The following is a 15,115-nucleotide window of genomic DNA, read 5'->3' on the forward strand; positions in this document are numbered from 1 at the left end:
TAGGCGCTCAAGCGCTGATTTCGTTGCGCCGGCGCAGGGCGGCGGCGATCACCATCACCAACACCGAGAGGCCGATCAGCAGCGTCGAAGCGACGGCGATCACAGGCGTCAGGTCCTGGCGCAGGGTGGTCCACATCTTGACGGGCAAGGTTTGCAGGGTCGGGCTGGCCATCATCACGCTCAGGACTACCTCATCCCACGACACCAGGAACGCGAACAAGGCGCCGGCGACCATGCCCGGGCGAATGGCCGGGAACGTCACCTTGAACACCGCTTGCAGGCGCGAGGCGCCACAGATCACGGCGGCATCCTCGATGGATTGGTCGAACAGCTTGAGCGAGTTGATGATCGAGATGATGGTGAATGGCAGCGCGACGATGACGTGGCTGACCACGAAGGCGAACATCGTCCCGGTGTAGCCGAGCTTGAGGAACAGTGCGTACACCGCCACGGCGATGATCACCAACGGCACGATCATTGGCAGGGTGAACAGGCCGTAGAGCATTTCCCGGCCCGGGAAGCGTCCGCGCACCAGGGCAAACGCCGTCGGCAGACCCAGCGCCACGGCGCAGACGGTGGTCAGCAGCGCAACCTTGAGGCTGGTCAGCGCCGCGCTCATCCAGTCGGGGTTGGAAAAAAACTGGCCGTACCATTTGAGCGTCCAGCCCGGGGGCGGGAAGACCAGCCATTGGGACGATCCGAACGACAGCAGCACGATGAACGCGATGGGCAACAGCAGGAACAGCGCGATCAGCCCGGTGATGAAATACAGGCCGAACCGCATGCGCCGGCTCATGGCATTGGGAGTCAGGAGCATGACGGCTTACCTCGCGTTGCTGGCGCCCACCGGGGATTCCGGCTGGAGCTTCAGGTAGAAGTAGAACAACACCAGGGTGATCGCCACCAACAAGGCGGCACCGGCACTGGCCAGGCCCCAATTGAGGAACGACTGCACCTGCTGGATGATGAATTCCGGCAGCATCATGTTCTGCGCGCCGCCCAGCAGGGCCGGGGTCACGTAGTAACCGAGGGACATCACGAATACCATCAGCCCGCCGGAGAACAGCCCCGGCCGGCACAGCGGCAGGAACACCCGGAAGAAGTTGGTCCAGGGGCTGGCGCCGCAAATCGAACCGGCCTGCAGGATCATCGGGTCGATGGCCTGCATGGTCGCCTGCAACGGCAGGACGATGAACGGGATCATGATGTAGCTCATGCCGATCACCACGCCGGTGAGGTTGTGCACCATCTCCAGCGGCTGGTCGATGATGCCCAGGGCCATCAATGCCTTGTTCACTACCCCGGAGGCCTGCAACAGCACCAGCCAGGAGTAGGTGCGGGCCAGCAGGCTGGTCCACATCGACAGCAGCACGATGTTCAGCATCCAGCGGCCCCAGCCATGGGGCACCAGGGTGATGGCCCAGGCCAGGGGGAAACCCAGCAGCAGGCTGAACAATGTCACCAGCCCGGCCACCGAAAAGGTGTTGAACAGCACCCGGGCGTAGGCCGAGTTGGCGAACAATTGCTCGTAGTTGCCCAACCCGGGCACCGGCTCCAGCACGCCGCGCAGCAGCAGGCCGATCAGCGGCGCCAGGAAGAACAGGCCGAGGAACAGCAGGGCGGGGAGCAGGTTACCGGCCCCGCGCCAGCGCTGCAGCCGCGACGGCGCTTGCGGTGCAATGGCCGGGACGGTTGCCACACCGGCAGCGCCAGCGGCGCCCCCGGTGTGCTGGGTTGCCGTTGCCGACATTTTCATTTGACCAGCCATTCGTTCCACCGTGTCGCGATGTCCTGACCGTTCTTGGCCCAGTACGCGAAATCAAGCGTGATCTGATCCTTGGCGTAGGCAGTCGGCAAGTTGGGAGCGAGCACCGAATCCAGGCGTGCGACGCTGTCGACGTTAACCGGCGCGTAGGCGGTCAGGTTGGAGAAATCGGCCTGGCCCTTGGCGCTGCTGGCGTTGGCCAGGAACTTCATGGCGGCGGCCTTGTTTTTCGAGCCCTTTGGAATGACCAGGATGTCGGCCATGACCAGGTTCTGCTTCCAGCTCACGCCGACTGGGGCGCCGTCTTGTTGCAGGGCATAGATACGGCCGTTCCAGAACTGGCCGATGCTGGCCTCGCCGGACGCGAGCAGTTGCTGGGACTGCGCGCCGCCGCCCCACCAGACGATGTCTTTCTTGATGGTGTCGAGTTTCTTGAAGGCGCGGTCCAGGTCCAGCGGGTAGAGCTTGTCCTGGGATATACCATCGGCCAGCAGGGCCAACTCAAGCACGCCGGGGCTTGGCCATTTGTAGAGGGCGCGTTTGCCGGGGTAGGTCTTGGTGTCGAACAGCGCCGACCAATCCGTTGGCTTGCCCGCGCCGAGCTTGCCTTCGTTGTAGCCGAGCACGAACGAGAAGTAGAACGAGCCGACACCGTGGTCGGAGACGAAACGCGGGTCGATCTTGTCGCGTTGGATGACCGAGAAATCGAGGGGTTCGAGCAGGCCTTCGGCTGCGGCGCGCAAGGCGAAGTCCGCCTCGACGTCGACCACGTCCCACTGCACGTTGCCGCTTTCGACCATGGCCTTGAGCTTGCCGTAGTCGGTGGGGCCATCCTGGACCACGGTGATGCCGCTGGCCTTGCTGAATGGGTCGGCCCAGGCCTGCTTCTGCGCGTCCTGGGTGCTGCCGCCCCAACTGACGAAGTTGACGCTTTCAGCGGCCATCGTCGCCTGGCTGGTGATACTCAGCACGCCGGCAAAAAGAATTGCGGCTGCACGTTTCTTCAACACCATTTTCACGCCCTCATTGTTGTGTTTATTGAGCGGGCTTTTGTTCGCCCACTTATCGGGAGCATTGGTCCAACTGGCCTTGCGGGGGACCGTGCCAACGGTTGGCTGAAGCGCTCGGTCTATGGAATATCATATTATGGTATTCCAAACATTCTGCAAGGGTTTTGCCGTACCGGCTATCTGTCCGGGGGATATTTTCCCTTCCATTCCTGAGTCGAATCCTTGTGGGAGCGAGCTTGATCGCGATAGCGGTGTATCAGTCTCCATTCATGTCGGCTGGTTAATTGCTATCGCGAGCAAGCTCGCTTCCACAGGGGATTGTGCGTGGCCTCGGGTTTATCCAGTGAAAGGAATACTTTCCACCACTTCCAAGTCATAGCCAGTCAACCCCGCATACTTGAGCGGTGGTCCCAGGTGCCGCAATTTCCCGACGCCCAGGTCCTGGAGAATTTGCGCGCCGGTACCTACTTCAGAATAGATGCGCGATTGCGACCGACTGAACTGTCGTGGCGGCTGGGTCAGTTGCGGTACACGCTCGAGCAGCGCCTGGGACGACTCGTGGTTGGCCAGCACGACCACCACGCCGCAACCTTCCTCCGCCACCCGCTGCAGGGCCGCCCACAACGTCCAATTGGACGGGCCGTTGTATTCGGCACCCACCAGGTCCCGCAGTGGATCGATCACGTGCACCCGCACCAGGGTCGGTTCTTCCCGACGAATGTCGCCCATCACCATCGCCATGTGCACGCCGCCTTCGATGCGGTCTTCGAAGGTGAACAAGCGGAAGGTGCCATGCACCGTTGGCAGTTCCCGCTCGCCGATGCGCGCCACGGTGTGCTCGGTGCTCAGGCGGTAGTGGATCAGGTCGGCGATGGTGCCGATCTTGATGCCGTGCTTGCGAGCGAAAATCTCCAGGTCCGGGCGGCGGGCCATGGTGCCGTCATCGTTCATCACTTCGACGATTACCGATGCAGGTGTGAAACCCGCCAGGCGCGCCAGGTCGCAACCGGCTTCGGTGTGCCCGGCCCGGGTGAGCACGCCGCCTTCCTTGGCCCGCAGCGGGAAGATATGCCCCGGTTGCACAATGTCGTTGGGCCCCGCATCGACGGCCACGGCGGCGGCGACGGTGCGCGCCCGGTCGGCGGCGGAAATACCGGTGGTCACGCCGGTGGCAGCCTCGATGGACACCGTGAACGCGGTGCTGAACACACTGCCGTTGCTCGGTACCATTTGCTCAAGTCCCAGGCGCTGGCAGTGCTCGTCGGTCAACGTCAGGCAGATCAGCCCCCGGGCTTCGCGCGCCATGAAGCTGATGGCCTGGGCATTGCAACAGTCGGCGGCCAGGAGCAGGTCACCTTCGTTTTCCCGATCTTCGTCATCCACCAGCAACACCATCTTGCCCAGGCGGTAGTCTTCGATGATTTCCTGAATGCTGTTAAAGGCCATGTCGGGCTCTCTTTGTTTTGAAGGGCTTGCTGGAATGACGTTGTGGTATACCATAATACAACACAAACCGAGAGGTCACTATGAAGGCGTACTGGATTGCTCATGTGGATGTCACCGACCCCGATCAATACAGCCAATACACCCAACGGGCGCCAGCGGCGTTCGCCTTGTATGGCGGTCGGATGCTGGCCCGGGGCGGGCGCAGCGAAGCGATGGAGGGCAGGGCCACGCCGCAGCGCAGTGTGGTGATCGAGTTCGATTCCTACGAACAGGCGCTGGCCTGCTACCACTCGGCGCAGTATCAGGAGGCCAAGACGCACCGTGAAGGCGTGGCCCGGGCCGAGGTGATCATCGTCGAGGGTGTTATTCCACTGTAGGAGCTGTGTAGGAGCTGTCGAGTGCAACGAGGCTGCGATCTTGTCCCTGACAGTTGAGTCTCAAGCGAAAGACCAAGATCAAAAGATCGCAGGCTTCGCCAGCTCCTACAGGGGCGTCAGCGAATGAAGTGGATCTTGCCGCTGTCGTCGTTGCCCATGTAGATGCCATAGACCCCGGCCTGGCGTTCCTCGATATAACGTTCGAGGATCTGCCGGATGGCCGGGTAGTAGATGCTGTCCCATGGAATTTCATCCGGGGCGAAGAACCGGTAGGCAAGGGTTTCCGGGCCGAACTGTCCGGTGATCTCCAGCGCGGTGGCGCGGAAGATGATGTACACCTCGCTGATCTTCGGCACGCTGAAGATGGAGTAGGGCGAGACGATTTCGGCGCGCACACCGGTTTCTTCCCAGACTTCCCGCAGCGCGGCCTGTTCGGTGGTCTCGTTGCCTTCCATGAAGCCGGCCGGCAGCGTCCAGGTGCCCGGGCGCGGCGGGATGGCGCGCTGGCACAGCAGGTACTTGCCGTCCTGCTCGATGATGCAGCCGGCAATGATCTTCGGGTTGACGTAGTGGATGTAGCCGCAACCACCACACATCAGTCGCTCATGGGTATCGCCCGCTGGCAGGCGCTGATCGAGGTCACTGCCGCCGCACTTTGGACAAAAGCTCGGGCTGAACATGGCTAGCGGCCTATGCGAGGTTCTTTGAGGGCGATGGGCGGGATGATCTCGGGGATTTCACCGGTCTCTTCCTGTTTGCGCTTGAGGTATTCCAGGGCAACCTTGGCGGCAGCGCGCACATGGTCGACGCAGGCCTGGTGGGCGGCCAGGGGGTCGCCGCTCTTGATCGCCTCGACCATCCGTTCCATTTCCTGGTTGCTGCTGCCGCGACGGTTTTCCTGGGACACCGAGGTCGCCCGCAGATAGCTGATGCGCGCCTGCAACTGGCGCAACTGGGTGGCGGCCACGTGGTTGCCGGAGCCTTCGAGCAACACGTCGTAGAAGCCTTGCACCGAATCGATGACCTGTTGCAGCTCGCCTTCCTTGAGGGCCTTGCGGTTTTCCTCGAGGGCTTTCTCCAGGGCCTTGATGTCCTTGGCCTTGGCACGCAAGGTGAACAGTTGGACGATCAGGCCTTCGAGCACGCAACGCAGCTCATAGATGTCCACGGCATCGGCCAACGTGATGATGGCGACCCGTGGGCCCTTGGCATCGGCAAACTCCACCAGGCCTTCGGATTCCAGGTGGCGCAAGGCTTCACGCACCGACGTGCGGCTCACGCCCAGGCGATCGCACAGATCCCGTTCGACCAGGCGATCGCCCGGCAGGAGCTGGAAGTTCATGATGGCGCTTCGCAATTTATCCAGCACGATCTCGCGCAGGGTAACGGGGTTGCGATTGACCTTGAAGCTGTCGTCGAGTGGCAGGCGTTTCATGGGGTCCGCTCTGTAATATGGCTGTCCATGCCAAACGGGCAACATCCGTGCACGTTCAGATCAAACAGCCGAGGGTTGACTGGAGGCCTCGGCATCGGCTTCGGCGAAGGCTTCACGGGCAAGCCGGAAACTGTCCACGGCAGCGGGAACGCCGCAATAGATACCGACCTGAAGCAGAATTTCGCGTATTTGCTCACGACTCAAGCCGTTACGCAAGGCGCCACGCACATGCAGCTTGAGTTCGTGTGGGCGATTGAGCGCGGAGATCATCGCCAGGTTGATCATGCTGCGCTCCTTGAGTGATAAACCCTCGCGACCCCAGACATGACCCCAGCAATACTCGGTGACCATTTCCTGCAGCGGCCGGGTGAAATCGTCGGCGTTCTCGATGGAACGGTTCACGTAGTCCTGGCCCAGCACCTGGGTGCGGATCTTCAGGCCTTGTTCGTATTTGTCATTGCTCATGGGCGATCCCTGGAAAAAGTGCTGAACCTGTGTGAGCGAGCTTGCTCGCGATAGCGGTGTATCAGTCACAGTAATATTGGATGTGCTGCCGTCATCGCGAGCAAGCTCGCTCCCACTGGGGGATGTGTAGGGTCATCAAGCCAGCGCGGGCAGTGGGCCCAGCTTGCCCTTGTGGTAGATCATCGGCGTCACCGGCTGCGCGGGCAGGATCAGGTTCTTCACCGCGCCGACGATGATCGCGTGGTCGCCGCCATCGTATTCGCGCCACAGCTCGCATTCGATGATCGCCGTGGCTTTGCCCAGCAACGGATTGCCCAGCTCGCTCAGGTGCCAATCGATGCCCTTGGCCTTGTCCTTGCCTTTACCGGCAAAGGCGTAGGCTTCGGCGGTCTGGTCGGCGGACAGCAGGTGGATCGCGAACTGCTTGCTGTCGCGCAGCACCGGGTAGGTGTCAGACGCATAGTTGGGGCAGAACAGTACCAGCGCTGGGTCGATCGACAGCGCGCTGAACGCGCTGGCGGTGATGCCGACGATATTGCCCTCAGGGTCCAGGGTGGTGACCACCGTGACGCCGGACGGGAAGGAGCTCATGACTTCTTTGTAGATGCCGGGTTCGATCATTTCTCAGGACTCCTAGCGCATCACGAACGGATCAGGCATGGGCGCCTGGGACAGGTTGATCCACACCGTTTTCAGTTCGGTATAGGCCAGCACCGAATCGATGCCGCTCTCGCGTCCATAGCCGCTGTTCTTGAAACCACCGATGGGCGCCATGGCCGACACCGCGCGATAAGTGTTGACCCAGATGATCCCGGAGCGCACATCCCGGGCAAGGCGATGGGCGCGGCCCAGGTCGCGGGTCCAGATGCCGGCGGCGAGGCCGAACTGCGAGTCGTTGGCGATCGCCAAGGCCTCGGCTTCGTCCTTGAAACGAATCACCGAGGCCACCGGGCCGAAGACTTCTTCCTGCATGATCTTCATCGAGTTGCGGTCGCATTCGAACAGCGTCGGTTCATAGAACCAGCCGTCGCCCAGGTTCGGCGGACGCTTGCCGCCCAAGCGCAGGCGCGCACCTTCTGCAATCGCGTCGGCCACCAGGCCCTCGACTACGGCCAGTTGCTGCGCGGTGGCCATGGGGCCCATTTCGCTGGCGTCTTCCTGAGGATTGCCGATGCGGATGCGCTGGGCGCGCTCGACCAGCCGCGAGACGAACTCATCGTAGATCTCGTCCTGCACCAGCAACCGAGAGCCAGAAACGCAGCTTTGACCGGATGCCGCATAAATTCCGGCGATTGCCCCGTTGATCGCGCTGTCCAGGTCGGCGTCGGCGAAAATGATATTCGGTGATTTGCCGCCCAGCTCCAGCGAAAGCTTGGCGAAGTTCTCGGCGCTGCTGCGCACCACATGGCGGGCCGTGGCCGCGCCGCCGGTGAAGGCGATCTTGCGTACCAGCGGATGGCGGGTGAGGGCGGCGCCAGTGCTCGGGCCGTAGCCGGTGATGACGTTGACCACGCCCGGCGGGATCCCGGCTTCCAGGGCCAGGCGAGCCAGCTCAAGAATGGTTGCCGAGGCGTGCTCGGACGGTTTGATCACAATGGTATTGCCTGCCGCGAGGGCCGGCGCCAGTTTGATTGCGGTGAGGTACAGCGGGCTGTTCCAGGGAATGATCGCCGCCACCACACCCATGGCTTCATGCACCGTATAGGCAAACATGTCCGGCTTATCGAGGGGCAGGGTGCCGCCTTCGAGCTTGTCGGCAAGGCCTGCGGTGTAGTGGAAGAACTCCGGCAGGTAGCCGACCTGGCCGCGGGTTTCGCGAATCAGTTTGCCGTTGTCGCGGCTTTCCAACTGGGCCAATTGTTCTTTGTTTTCGGCGATCAGGTCACCGAGGCGACGCAGCAATTTGCCACGGGCGGTGGCGGTCAGCCCGCGCCAGGCCGGGCTGTCGAAAGCGCTTTGTGCTGCCTGGACGGCGCGGTCCACATCGGCTTCGCCGGCGTCAGGCAACTCGGCCCAAGGTTGGGCCAGGGCCGGGTTCAGGCTTTCGAAGGTCTTGCCGGACAAGGCATCGACCCATTCACCGCCGATGCACATCGAAAAGCGTGCGAGTGTCATGCAACGATCCCCTTTATTTGGTTTTGTCGGGCGCTTGCCGTGTCGAGGAATTCCAGCAACAACTGGTTGACCAGGCGCGGCGACTCTACCGGCATCATATGCCGCTGTTCAGCGAGCACCGCAACACTGGCGCCGGGAATACGCTCGGCCAGTTGCCGGGCCATTTCAGGCGTCGAGCCGGGGTCCAGTTCACCGGTGGCGATCAGCGTCGGAACCTGGATATTGCCCAAGTCATCGGCGCGGTACATGTCCTGGGTGGCGAACAGCTCATAGGTGGTCAGGTAACCCTGGGGGTCATTCCCTGCCAGGGTCTGGCGCAGCGCGGCGATCTGCGCGGGGTTGGCGGCCTGGTATTCACGGCTGAACCAGCGCGAAAGCGCCGCCTCGGCATTGGCGTCCGGCCCATGCTCGGCGGCCTGAGCGGTGCGGGCGATGACGCCGGCACGCTGTTCGGCGCTGCGGTTGAACACACTGTTGAGTACCACCAGGCCTTGCAGGCGCTGCGGGTAATGCAAGGCAAACGCCCGGGCCACCAAACCACCCATGGAAAAGCCGATCACCGTCGCCTGGGGCAGTTGCAAGTGATCGAGCAGCTCCAGCAACTGGTCGGCGTAGCCCAGCAACGCGGTACCGCTGGGTGGGCGCGGGCTGGCGCCATGGCCGAGCATGTCGTAGGCAATCACTTGGTATTGCGTGGCCAGGCCAACGACTTGGCCACCCCACATTTCTTTGTTCAGGCCCACGCCATGGATCAAGACCACGGGTTGGCCTTGGCCGGTGGCCAGGTAGCTGGTGCCGGCCGGGGTGAGTTCAGCGGTGGGCCGAATCATGGAGCGCTCCTGCATGGGTTTTTTATTGTGGTTGCCCAAGCTGGATCACTGCGCATTCTCGGCGGCCAGTTCTTCCAGGTCGATGTAACGGTTACCGATGCGCGGGTGCAGGCGGCCGCCATCGGCGCAGCCCAGCACCACGACGATTTCGTCGGCGCGCGGGGCGTCTTCAATCTGCATTTCCAAGGTGATGTAGTGCGAGCGCAGGCCTTCGTCGTCCTTGTGCATCATCGGGATCTGGATCGAGGTGCCAGGGCCGCCGCGCTTGTTGGTGAAGCTCAGGTAGCTCTTGGCCTTGACCGCTTCGCGGTAGTGGTTGCCGAAGCGCAGGGTGTGAATCACGGCGGAGGCGTGCTCGATTTCGCCGTCGGCCCCCACCACCGCGGCCTTGCCATACGCTTCGATTTTCTCGGCGCCGCCTATGATGCCCACCAGGCGCTCGACCATCAGTGCACCGAGATCGGAGCAGTTGGCGCGGATCTCCGGCTTCAGGTCTTCGACGAAACCGCGGCCTAGCCAAGGATTCTTCATGACGACCGCCAGCCCGACCATGGTTACCGGTTTGTCGGTGGCTTTGCCGCCTTCGATGAAGGTTTCTTCGACATAGCTGACGATCTTGCGAATTTCGAAACTCATGAGTTGCTCCCAGGAGGATGAATAGGTCTTTGCGTATGATGGTATACCATAATACTGTCGGTGCAAGAGTTGCTATTGATTTTGTTCGAGGGGAGGCGACGGAAGGCGACAGGTGCGCTGAGGTTGCTGCGAGACCGATGCGCTCTTATGGCGAGGGGATTTATCCCCGCTGGGTTGCGAAGCAGCCCCAAGATCTATCAGCTATTGTCATGTGTCAGACAGGAGGCAGGGGATGCTTCGCAACCCAACGGGGATAAATCCCCTCGCCACATATGAATGTGCCTACAGTGAATGGGTATAAATTTCCCCTTTTCAGGGCATTTGCCCCTGGCTTCCCGTCTGCATGCACCGATTCGACCCGTTTGTGGCTTGGACGCACGAAACTGAAATAAACGTTTAAGCCTTCATATCGCTTTTCGTCGCAAAATCGAAAATAAATTTCGCTTTTATGTCGTTCTGCGACGGTTTTTCCAGCATTGGCTTGATGCACCGCACTTAGGCACAGCCCTTGCTACGACTCCAGGACCAGAGAGCCAGCCAGAGGTATTCGATACGTAGATAAATAGGGGGGCGCACGTCATCCGGACGCAAAGGCCTGATCAGAGACCCATGCCGAAGAGGTATTCAAGAGAACCAGGGCTCATAAAAAGGCAAGGCCGCACTGAGTGGAATGACGACGTAATAAGAAATGCCGTGTAGAACGCGGCAGGGAGTTGGCTATGCCCCACGCTTTTTTTAATGAAATGTATGACGCCCAGGGTGACTGCCGCCCGCACTACCAAGCCTTCTCGCGCTGGCTGGCGGACACACCGCTGGAACTGTTGGAGCAACGCCGCCGCGAAGCCGACCTGCTGTTCCATCGCGCCGGTATCACTTTCACCCTCTATGGCGACGAGCAGGGCACTGAACGGTTGATTCCGTTCGACATCATCCCGCGCAGCATCAAGGCCAGTGAATGGCAAACGGTCGAGCGTGGTTGCATCCAGCGGGTCCAGGCCCTGAACATGTTCCTGGCCGACATCTACCATGGCCAACACATCCTCAAGGAAGGCATCATTCCGGCCGAGCAAGTGCTCGCCAACGAGGGTTACCAGATCGCGATGCAGGGCCTGGACCTGCATCGGGGCATCTACGCCCATATCGCCGGTGTCGATCTGGTTCGCGACGGTGACGGCAGCTACTACGTGCTGGAAGACAACCTGCGCACCCCCAGCGGCGTGAGCTACATGCTCGAAGACCGCAAGATGATGATGCGCCTGTTCCCCGAACTCTTCGCAGCCCAGCGCGTGGCCCCCATCGATCATTACCCGAACCTGCTGCTCGATACCCTCAAGACCTCAAGCCCACTGGAAAACCCTACCGCCGTGGTGTTGACCCCGGGACGCTTCAACAGCGCCTATTTCGAGCACGCGTTCCTGGCCCGTGAAATGGGCGTGGAGCTGGTGGAGGGGGCCGACCTGTTCGTGCGCGACGACCACGTGTACATGCGCACCACCGCTGGCCCCCGGCAGGTGGACGTGATTTATCGTCGCCTCGACGATGCCTACCTCGACCCACTGTCGTTCAACCCCGATTCGATGTTGGGCGTGCCCGGGCTGATCGCTGTTTACCGCGCCGGCAACGTGGTGCTGGCGAATGCGGTCGGCACGGGCGTGGCCGATGACAAGTCGATCTACCCCTACGTCGACGAAATGATCCGTTTCTACCTCACCGAAGAGCCGATCCTGAAGAACGTGCCCACCTGGCAATGCCGCAAGCCCCAGGACCTGTCCCATGTGCTGGCCAACCTGCCGGACCTGGTGGTCAAGGAAACCCAGGGCTCCGGTGGCTACGGCATGCTGGTCGGGCCGGCCGCCACTGCCGCGGAAATCGAGGATTTCCGCGCGCGTCTCAAGGCCCGTCCCGAAGCCTACATCGCCCAGCCGACCCTGAGCCTGTCCACGTGTCCGACCTTTGTCGAGAGCGGCATTGCGCCGCGCCACATCGACTTGCGTCCGTTCGTGCTGTCGGGCAAGGAAACGCGCCTGGTGCCCGGCGGGCTGACCCGTGTGGCGCTGCGCGAGGGCTCGCTGGTGGTGAACTCGTCCCAGGGCGGCGGCACCAAAGACACTTGGGTAGTGGAGGACTAAGACATGCTTTCAAGAACTGCTTCGGACCTCTATTGGATGTCCCGCTACCTGGAGCGCGCCGAGAACCTGGCGCGCATGCTCGAAGTCAGCTATTCGCTGTCGCTGATGCCCCAGGCCGGCCGCAGCGATGGCCATGCCGAGTTGGCGATGTCGCTGCTGGCGGCCGGTACGCTGGATGACTACAACGCCCGTTATGACGCGCTCAACACCGAGCGCATGCTGCATTTCTTTGCCCTGGATGAAACCAACCCCGGCAGTATCTACAGCTGCCTGCGCGCCGCGCGGACCAATGCCCATGCGGTACGCGGGCGCATCACGGCCGATATGTGGGAGAACATCAACGCCACCTGGTTGGAAATGCGCAACATCGCCAGCAACGGCCTGGGGCGCTATGGCATCAGCCATTTCTGCGAGTGGGTCAAGGAGCGTTCTCACCTGTTCCGGGGCGCAACGTCGGGCACCATCATGCGCAACGATGCCTACTGCTTCATTCGCCTGGGGACGTTTATCGAACGGGCCGACAACACCCTGCGCCTGCTGGATGCTCGCTACGAGATGTTCGGCGAGGAGTCGGAGGAGGTCAGTGACAACTCGGCCCGTGGTTATTACCAGTGGAGTGCCTTGCTGAGGGCGTTGTCTTCGTTCGAGGCGTTCAACGAGATCTATCGCAACGCGCCCAATGCCGAGCAGGTGTCCGAGATGCTGCTGTTGCGGGCCGACGTCCCGCGTTCGCTGCATGCCTGTATCGAGGAACTGGACCATATCCTCGCCAGTTTGCCGGGCAACAACGGCCGGCCGGCGCAACGCCTGGCCGCCGAATTGAATGCGCGACTGCGTTATTCCGGAATCGACGAGATCCTGGCCTCGGGCCTGCATCAATGGCTGACGGACCTGATCGGGCAGATTCGCCACTTGGGCCAGACGGTCCATGAGTCTTACCTGGAGGTCGTATGAAACTGTCCATACGCCACGACACCACCTACAGCTACGCCGATGAAGTCTGCACCAGCATCCAGTTCCTGCGCCTGACGCCTCGGGACACCCAGCGCCAGCGCATCCTGGAGTGGCACCTGGAACTGCCGCGACTGGTGCGCAGCCAGCTTGATCCTTACGGCAACATCCTTCACGTCATGACCATGGACGAGCCCCACGGCGCCTTGGTCTTGACGGCTTATGGCGAGGTGGAAATCCATCAGTCGATAGCGATGGAGCCGGACAGCCAGTCGCCGCTACCGTTCTTGCGCACCAGCCGTCTCACCGAGGCGGATGAGACCCTCAGCGCCTTCGCCGTCGAGCAATGCGCAGGACGACGGGATCGTTCGGCCTTGACCGATCTGATGAATGGCCTGGCCGCGCGGATGCCCTACAGCCCCGGCACGACGGCGGTCAACAGCACTGCCGCCGAGGCGTTTGCCGGTGGAACGGGGGTTTGCCAGGACCATACCCACGCCTTCCTGGCCTGCTCCCGCAGCCTGGGTATTCCCGCGCGTTATGTATCTGGCTACTTGTGCACCGAAGATGAAAGCCACCTGGCGAGCCACGCCTGGGCGGAAGCCTGGCTCGATGACGGCTGGTACAGCTTCGACGTGACCAACCGCCTGACCCTTCCAGACCGCCACCTGAAACTGGCGGTCGGCCTGGACTACCTCGACGCCTGCCCGGTCCGCGGCATGCGCCGCGGTGGCGGGGCGGAACAGATGCAGGCGCGGGTGCAGGTGAGCTCGATGGTGCAGGTGCAGCACCAATAAGGCACAAGACCTATCGCGAGCAAGCTCGCTCCCACACGGAAATTGACGGTGGACACAAACCTTGTGGCCACTCGAGGACCCAGTGGGAGGGCCATAGGGTTTTGTAGCCTCAACCAAACTGCCTTTGTGGCGAGGGAGCTTGCTCCCGCTGGGCTGCGCAGCAGCCCCAAAAACAAGCACCGCGTGGCGTCAGGCAGATCGCATGCAGCTTATTGGGGCCGCTTCGCGCCCCAGCGGGAGCAAGCTCCCTCGCCACGGGGTTGAGTGCCCGGCACCAGGTCTGGAAACACCCGAGTCCCCTGTGGGAGCCGAGCTTGCTCGCGATGACGGTTGCCCAGCCGACATCACCGCCAACTGACCCACCGCCATCGCGAGCAAGCTCGCTCCCACAAAAAGCTCACTCACTCCAAACCCTCTCAAATGAAGCTTTCATGACAAAAGTTCGGTAGCACATCGCCATTCCCGTCATGCCTGTGTGACGTGTTCGAGAGGACCTTTCAGGTCGTTTGGAGCCGGGGCGCGAAGCCGGGAGTGAGGCGATGGGGACTATGGAACGTTATTCGAAAGTGGGCATGCAGGAGCTTGACCAGCGGCTGTCGAAGATCGTCGAGGCGGCGCGCAAGCAGCCGGTCTCGGTGTATCGCTACGGCGCACCTTGGGTCTGGATCGTTTCCCAGGATGACTGGCAGGGCGCGCTCAAGGAAGTGTCCAGCTACATTCCGCAAGGCCATTCACTGGTCTTGCTGCGTCCGCAGATCGACGACCTGCTGGACGACCATCGCGATGTGCTGCAGGGCCTCAATGCCCGCGCCCAGATGCTGATCGCACCGCAAACCGCCATGCACATCCTCCTGCTGCAACTGCTCTATTCGGTGCCCAGCGAGCAGCAACTCTACGAACAACTCAATTACAACCTGCTGTTTCGCTGGTTCGTCGGCCTGGACCTGAACCAGAAGGTCTGGAGCTTCAACGTCCTGAGCAAGGACCTCGCCACGCTGCTGGGCGATGCGCAGGCGGTGCGGCTCATTCAGAAAATCATCGGTGAAGTGTTCTGTGGCGCCTTGCTGCAAATGCCGGAGTTCTCCTTGAACTTCGCGCTGCTGCACACCTGGCTGGCCCGGCACGCCACGACATCGACCGCAAGCAATTGAGCCGTACT

16 protein-coding genes are annotated in these 15,115 nt (G+C 61.8%); 5 read left to right on the forward strand and 11 right to left on the reverse strand.

Going from position 1 to position 15,115, the window contains the following annotated elements; all coding sequences use genetic code 11:
- Nucleotides 1-7: 7 nt before the first annotated feature.
- The 4 genes from ACIPQ1_RS06115 to ribBA form a co-directional block, all read right to left on the reverse strand.
- The gene (locus tag ACIPQ1_RS06115; protein WP_411384584.1) at nt 8-817 is read right to left on the reverse strand and encodes an ABC transporter permease; all 810 of its coding nucleotides are present in this window, start codon (nt 815-817) and stop codon (nt 8-10) included.
- A gap of 6 nt (nt 818-823) precedes the next feature.
- Nucleotides 824-1,756, reverse strand: a complete 933-nt coding sequence (locus tag ACIPQ1_RS06120) for an ABC transporter permease (protein ID WP_411384585.1) — start codon at nt 1,754-1,756, stop codon at nt 824-826.
- The gene (locus ACIPQ1_RS06125) at nt 1,753-2,778 is read right to left on the reverse strand and encodes an ABC transporter substrate-binding protein (protein WP_446533758.1); all 1,026 of its coding nucleotides are present in this window, start codon (nt 2,776-2,778) and stop codon (nt 1,753-1,755) included. Before ACIPQ1_RS06125 ends, ACIPQ1_RS06120 begins: the two co-directional genes overlap by 4 nt.
- A gap of 333 nt (nt 2,779-3,111) precedes the next feature.
- Complete coding sequence (ribBA, locus tag ACIPQ1_RS06130; protein ID WP_411384587.1) at nt 3,112-4,221, reverse strand: bifunctional 3,4-dihydroxy-2-butanone-4-phosphate synthase/GTP cyclohydrolase II; 1,110 nt, start codon at nt 4,219-4,221, stop codon at nt 3,112-3,114.
- A gap of 80 nt (nt 4,222-4,301) precedes the next feature.
- On the opposite strand from ribBA, the gene ACIPQ1_RS06135 reads away from it, so the two are divergent.
- Nucleotides 4,302-4,598, forward strand: coding sequence for a DUF1330 domain-containing protein (locus tag ACIPQ1_RS06135; RefSeq protein ID WP_250965470.1), 297 nt, complete (start codon nt 4,302-4,304; stop codon nt 4,596-4,598).
- Nucleotides 4,599-4,714: 116 nt separating this feature from the next.
- Here the strand turns inward: ACIPQ1_RS06135 and ACIPQ1_RS06140 are convergent, their stop codons facing one another.
- The 7 genes from ACIPQ1_RS06140 to ACIPQ1_RS06170 all read right to left on the reverse strand — a co-directional run bounded on the left by ACIPQ1_RS06140 (nt 4,715) and on the right by ACIPQ1_RS06170 (nt 10,079).
- The gene (locus tag ACIPQ1_RS06140) at nt 4,715-5,278 is read right to left on the reverse strand and encodes an NUDIX hydrolase (protein ID WP_446533759.1); all 564 of its coding nucleotides are present in this window, start codon (nt 5,276-5,278) and stop codon (nt 4,715-4,717) included.
- Nucleotides 5,279-5,280: 2 nt separating this feature from the next.
- Nucleotides 5,281-6,033, reverse strand: coding sequence for a GntR family transcriptional regulator (locus tag ACIPQ1_RS06145; RefSeq protein WP_039589596.1), 753 nt, complete (start codon nt 6,031-6,033; stop codon nt 5,281-5,283).
- 60 nt (nt 6,034-6,093) lie between these two features.
- The gene (locus tag ACIPQ1_RS06150) at nt 6,094-6,498 is read right to left on the reverse strand and encodes a carboxymuconolactone decarboxylase family protein (protein ID WP_003201685.1); all 405 of its coding nucleotides are present in this window, start codon (nt 6,496-6,498) and stop codon (nt 6,094-6,096) included.
- Between the two features lie 135 nt (nt 6,499-6,633).
- The gene (locus ACIPQ1_RS06155) at nt 6,634-7,119 is read right to left on the reverse strand and encodes a flavin reductase family protein (RefSeq protein ID WP_186710455.1); all 486 of its coding nucleotides are present in this window, start codon (nt 7,117-7,119) and stop codon (nt 6,634-6,636) included.
- A 12-nt stretch (nt 7,120-7,131) separates the two neighbouring features.
- Nucleotides 7,132-8,613, reverse strand: a complete 1,482-nt coding sequence (locus ACIPQ1_RS06160; protein WP_411384589.1) for an aldehyde dehydrogenase — start codon at nt 8,611-8,613, stop codon at nt 7,132-7,134.
- The gene (locus ACIPQ1_RS06165) at nt 8,610-9,443 is read right to left on the reverse strand and encodes an alpha/beta fold hydrolase (protein ID WP_250965473.1); all 834 of its coding nucleotides are present in this window, start codon (nt 9,441-9,443) and stop codon (nt 8,610-8,612) included. Before ACIPQ1_RS06165 ends, ACIPQ1_RS06160 begins: the two co-directional genes overlap by 4 nt.
- A gap of 45 nt (nt 9,444-9,488) precedes the next feature.
- Nucleotides 9,489-10,079, reverse strand: a complete 591-nt coding sequence (locus ACIPQ1_RS06170) for an amino acid synthesis family protein (protein ID WP_003182108.1) — start codon at nt 10,077-10,079, stop codon at nt 9,489-9,491.
- Between the two features lie 719 nt (nt 10,080-10,798).
- On the opposite strand from ACIPQ1_RS06170, the gene ACIPQ1_RS06175 reads away from it, so the two are divergent.
- The 4 genes from ACIPQ1_RS06175 (at nt 10,799) to ACIPQ1_RS06190 (ending at nt 15,107) form a co-directional block, all read left to right on the forward strand.
- Nucleotides 10,799-12,208: a circularly permuted type 2 ATP-grasp protein gene (locus ACIPQ1_RS06175; protein WP_411384591.1), complete on the forward strand. Its 1,410-nt coding sequence runs from the start codon at nt 10,799-10,801 to the stop codon at nt 12,206-12,208.
- Nucleotides 12,209-12,211: 3 nt separating this feature from the next.
- Nucleotides 12,212-13,162 carry an alpha-E domain-containing protein gene (locus tag ACIPQ1_RS06180; RefSeq protein WP_003201699.1) on the forward strand — a complete coding sequence of 317 codons (951 nt, stop codon included), beginning with the start codon at nt 12,212-12,214 and terminating at the stop codon, nt 13,160-13,162.
- Nucleotides 13,159-13,956: a transglutaminase family protein gene (locus ACIPQ1_RS06185; protein WP_250965476.1), complete on the forward strand. Its 798-nt coding sequence runs from the start codon at nt 13,159-13,161 to the stop codon at nt 13,954-13,956. Before ACIPQ1_RS06180 ends, ACIPQ1_RS06185 begins: the two co-directional genes overlap by 4 nt.
- A 548-nt stretch (nt 13,957-14,504) precedes the next feature.
- The gene (locus tag ACIPQ1_RS06190; protein WP_411384592.1) at nt 14,505-15,107 is read left to right on the forward strand and encodes a transposase; all 603 of its coding nucleotides are present in this window, start codon (nt 14,505-14,507) and stop codon (nt 15,105-15,107) included.
- Nucleotides 15,108-15,115 lie beyond the last annotated feature (8 nt).

The sequence above is a fragment of the Pseudomonas sp. LARHCG127 genome (assembly GCF_052871455.1).

Coding starts and splice junctions, on each gene's coding strand:
- ACIPQ1_RS06115 (WP_411384584.1), bottom strand. CDS start 817: ATGCTCCTGACTCCCAATGCCATGAGCCGGCGCATGCGGTTCGGCCTG.
- ACIPQ1_RS06120 (WP_411384585.1), bottom strand. CDS start 1,756: ATGAAAATGTCGGCAACGGCAACCCAGCACACCGGGGGCGCCGCTGGC.
- ACIPQ1_RS06125 (WP_446533758.1), bottom strand. CDS start 2,778: ATGGTGTTGAAGAAACGTGCAGCCGCAATTCTTTTTGCCGGCGTGCTG.
- ribBA (WP_411384587.1), bottom strand. CDS start 4,221: ATGGCCTTTAACAGCATTCAGGAAATCATCGAAGACTACCGCCTGGGC.
- ACIPQ1_RS06135 (WP_250965470.1), top strand. CDS start 4,302: ATGAAGGCGTACTGGATTGCTCATGTGGATGTCACCGACCCCGATCAA.
- ACIPQ1_RS06140 (WP_446533759.1), bottom strand. CDS start 5,278: ATGTTCAGCCCGAGCTTTTGTCCAAAGTGCGGCGGCAGTGACCTCGAT.
- ACIPQ1_RS06145 (WP_039589596.1), bottom strand. CDS start 6,033: ATGAAACGCCTGCCACTCGACGACAGCTTCAAGGTCAATCGCAACCCC.
- ACIPQ1_RS06150 (WP_003201685.1), bottom strand. CDS start 6,498: ATGAGCAATGACAAATACGAACAAGGCCTGAAGATCCGCACCCAGGTG.
- ACIPQ1_RS06155 (WP_186710455.1), bottom strand. CDS start 7,119: ATGATCGAACCCGGCATCTACAAAGAAGTCATGAGCTCCTTCCCGTCC.
- ACIPQ1_RS06160 (WP_411384589.1), bottom strand. CDS start 8,613: ATGACACTCGCACGCTTTTCGATGTGCATCGGCGGTGAATGGGTCGAT.
- ACIPQ1_RS06165 (WP_250965473.1), bottom strand. CDS start 9,443: ATGATTCGGCCCACCGCTGAACTCACCCCGGCCGGCACCAGCTACCTG.
- ACIPQ1_RS06170 (WP_003182108.1), bottom strand. CDS start 10,079: ATGAGTTTCGAAATTCGCAAGATCGTCAGCTATGTCGAAGAAACCTTC.
- ACIPQ1_RS06175 (WP_411384591.1), top strand. CDS start 10,799: ATGCCCCACGCTTTTTTTAATGAAATGTATGACGCCCAGGGTGACTGC.
- ACIPQ1_RS06180 (WP_003201699.1), top strand. CDS start 12,212: ATGCTTTCAAGAACTGCTTCGGACCTCTATTGGATGTCCCGCTACCTG.
- ACIPQ1_RS06185 (WP_250965476.1), top strand. CDS start 13,159: ATGAAACTGTCCATACGCCACGACACCACCTACAGCTACGCCGATGAA.
- ACIPQ1_RS06190 (WP_411384592.1), top strand. CDS start 14,505: ATGGAACGTTATTCGAAAGTGGGCATGCAGGAGCTTGACCAGCGGCTG.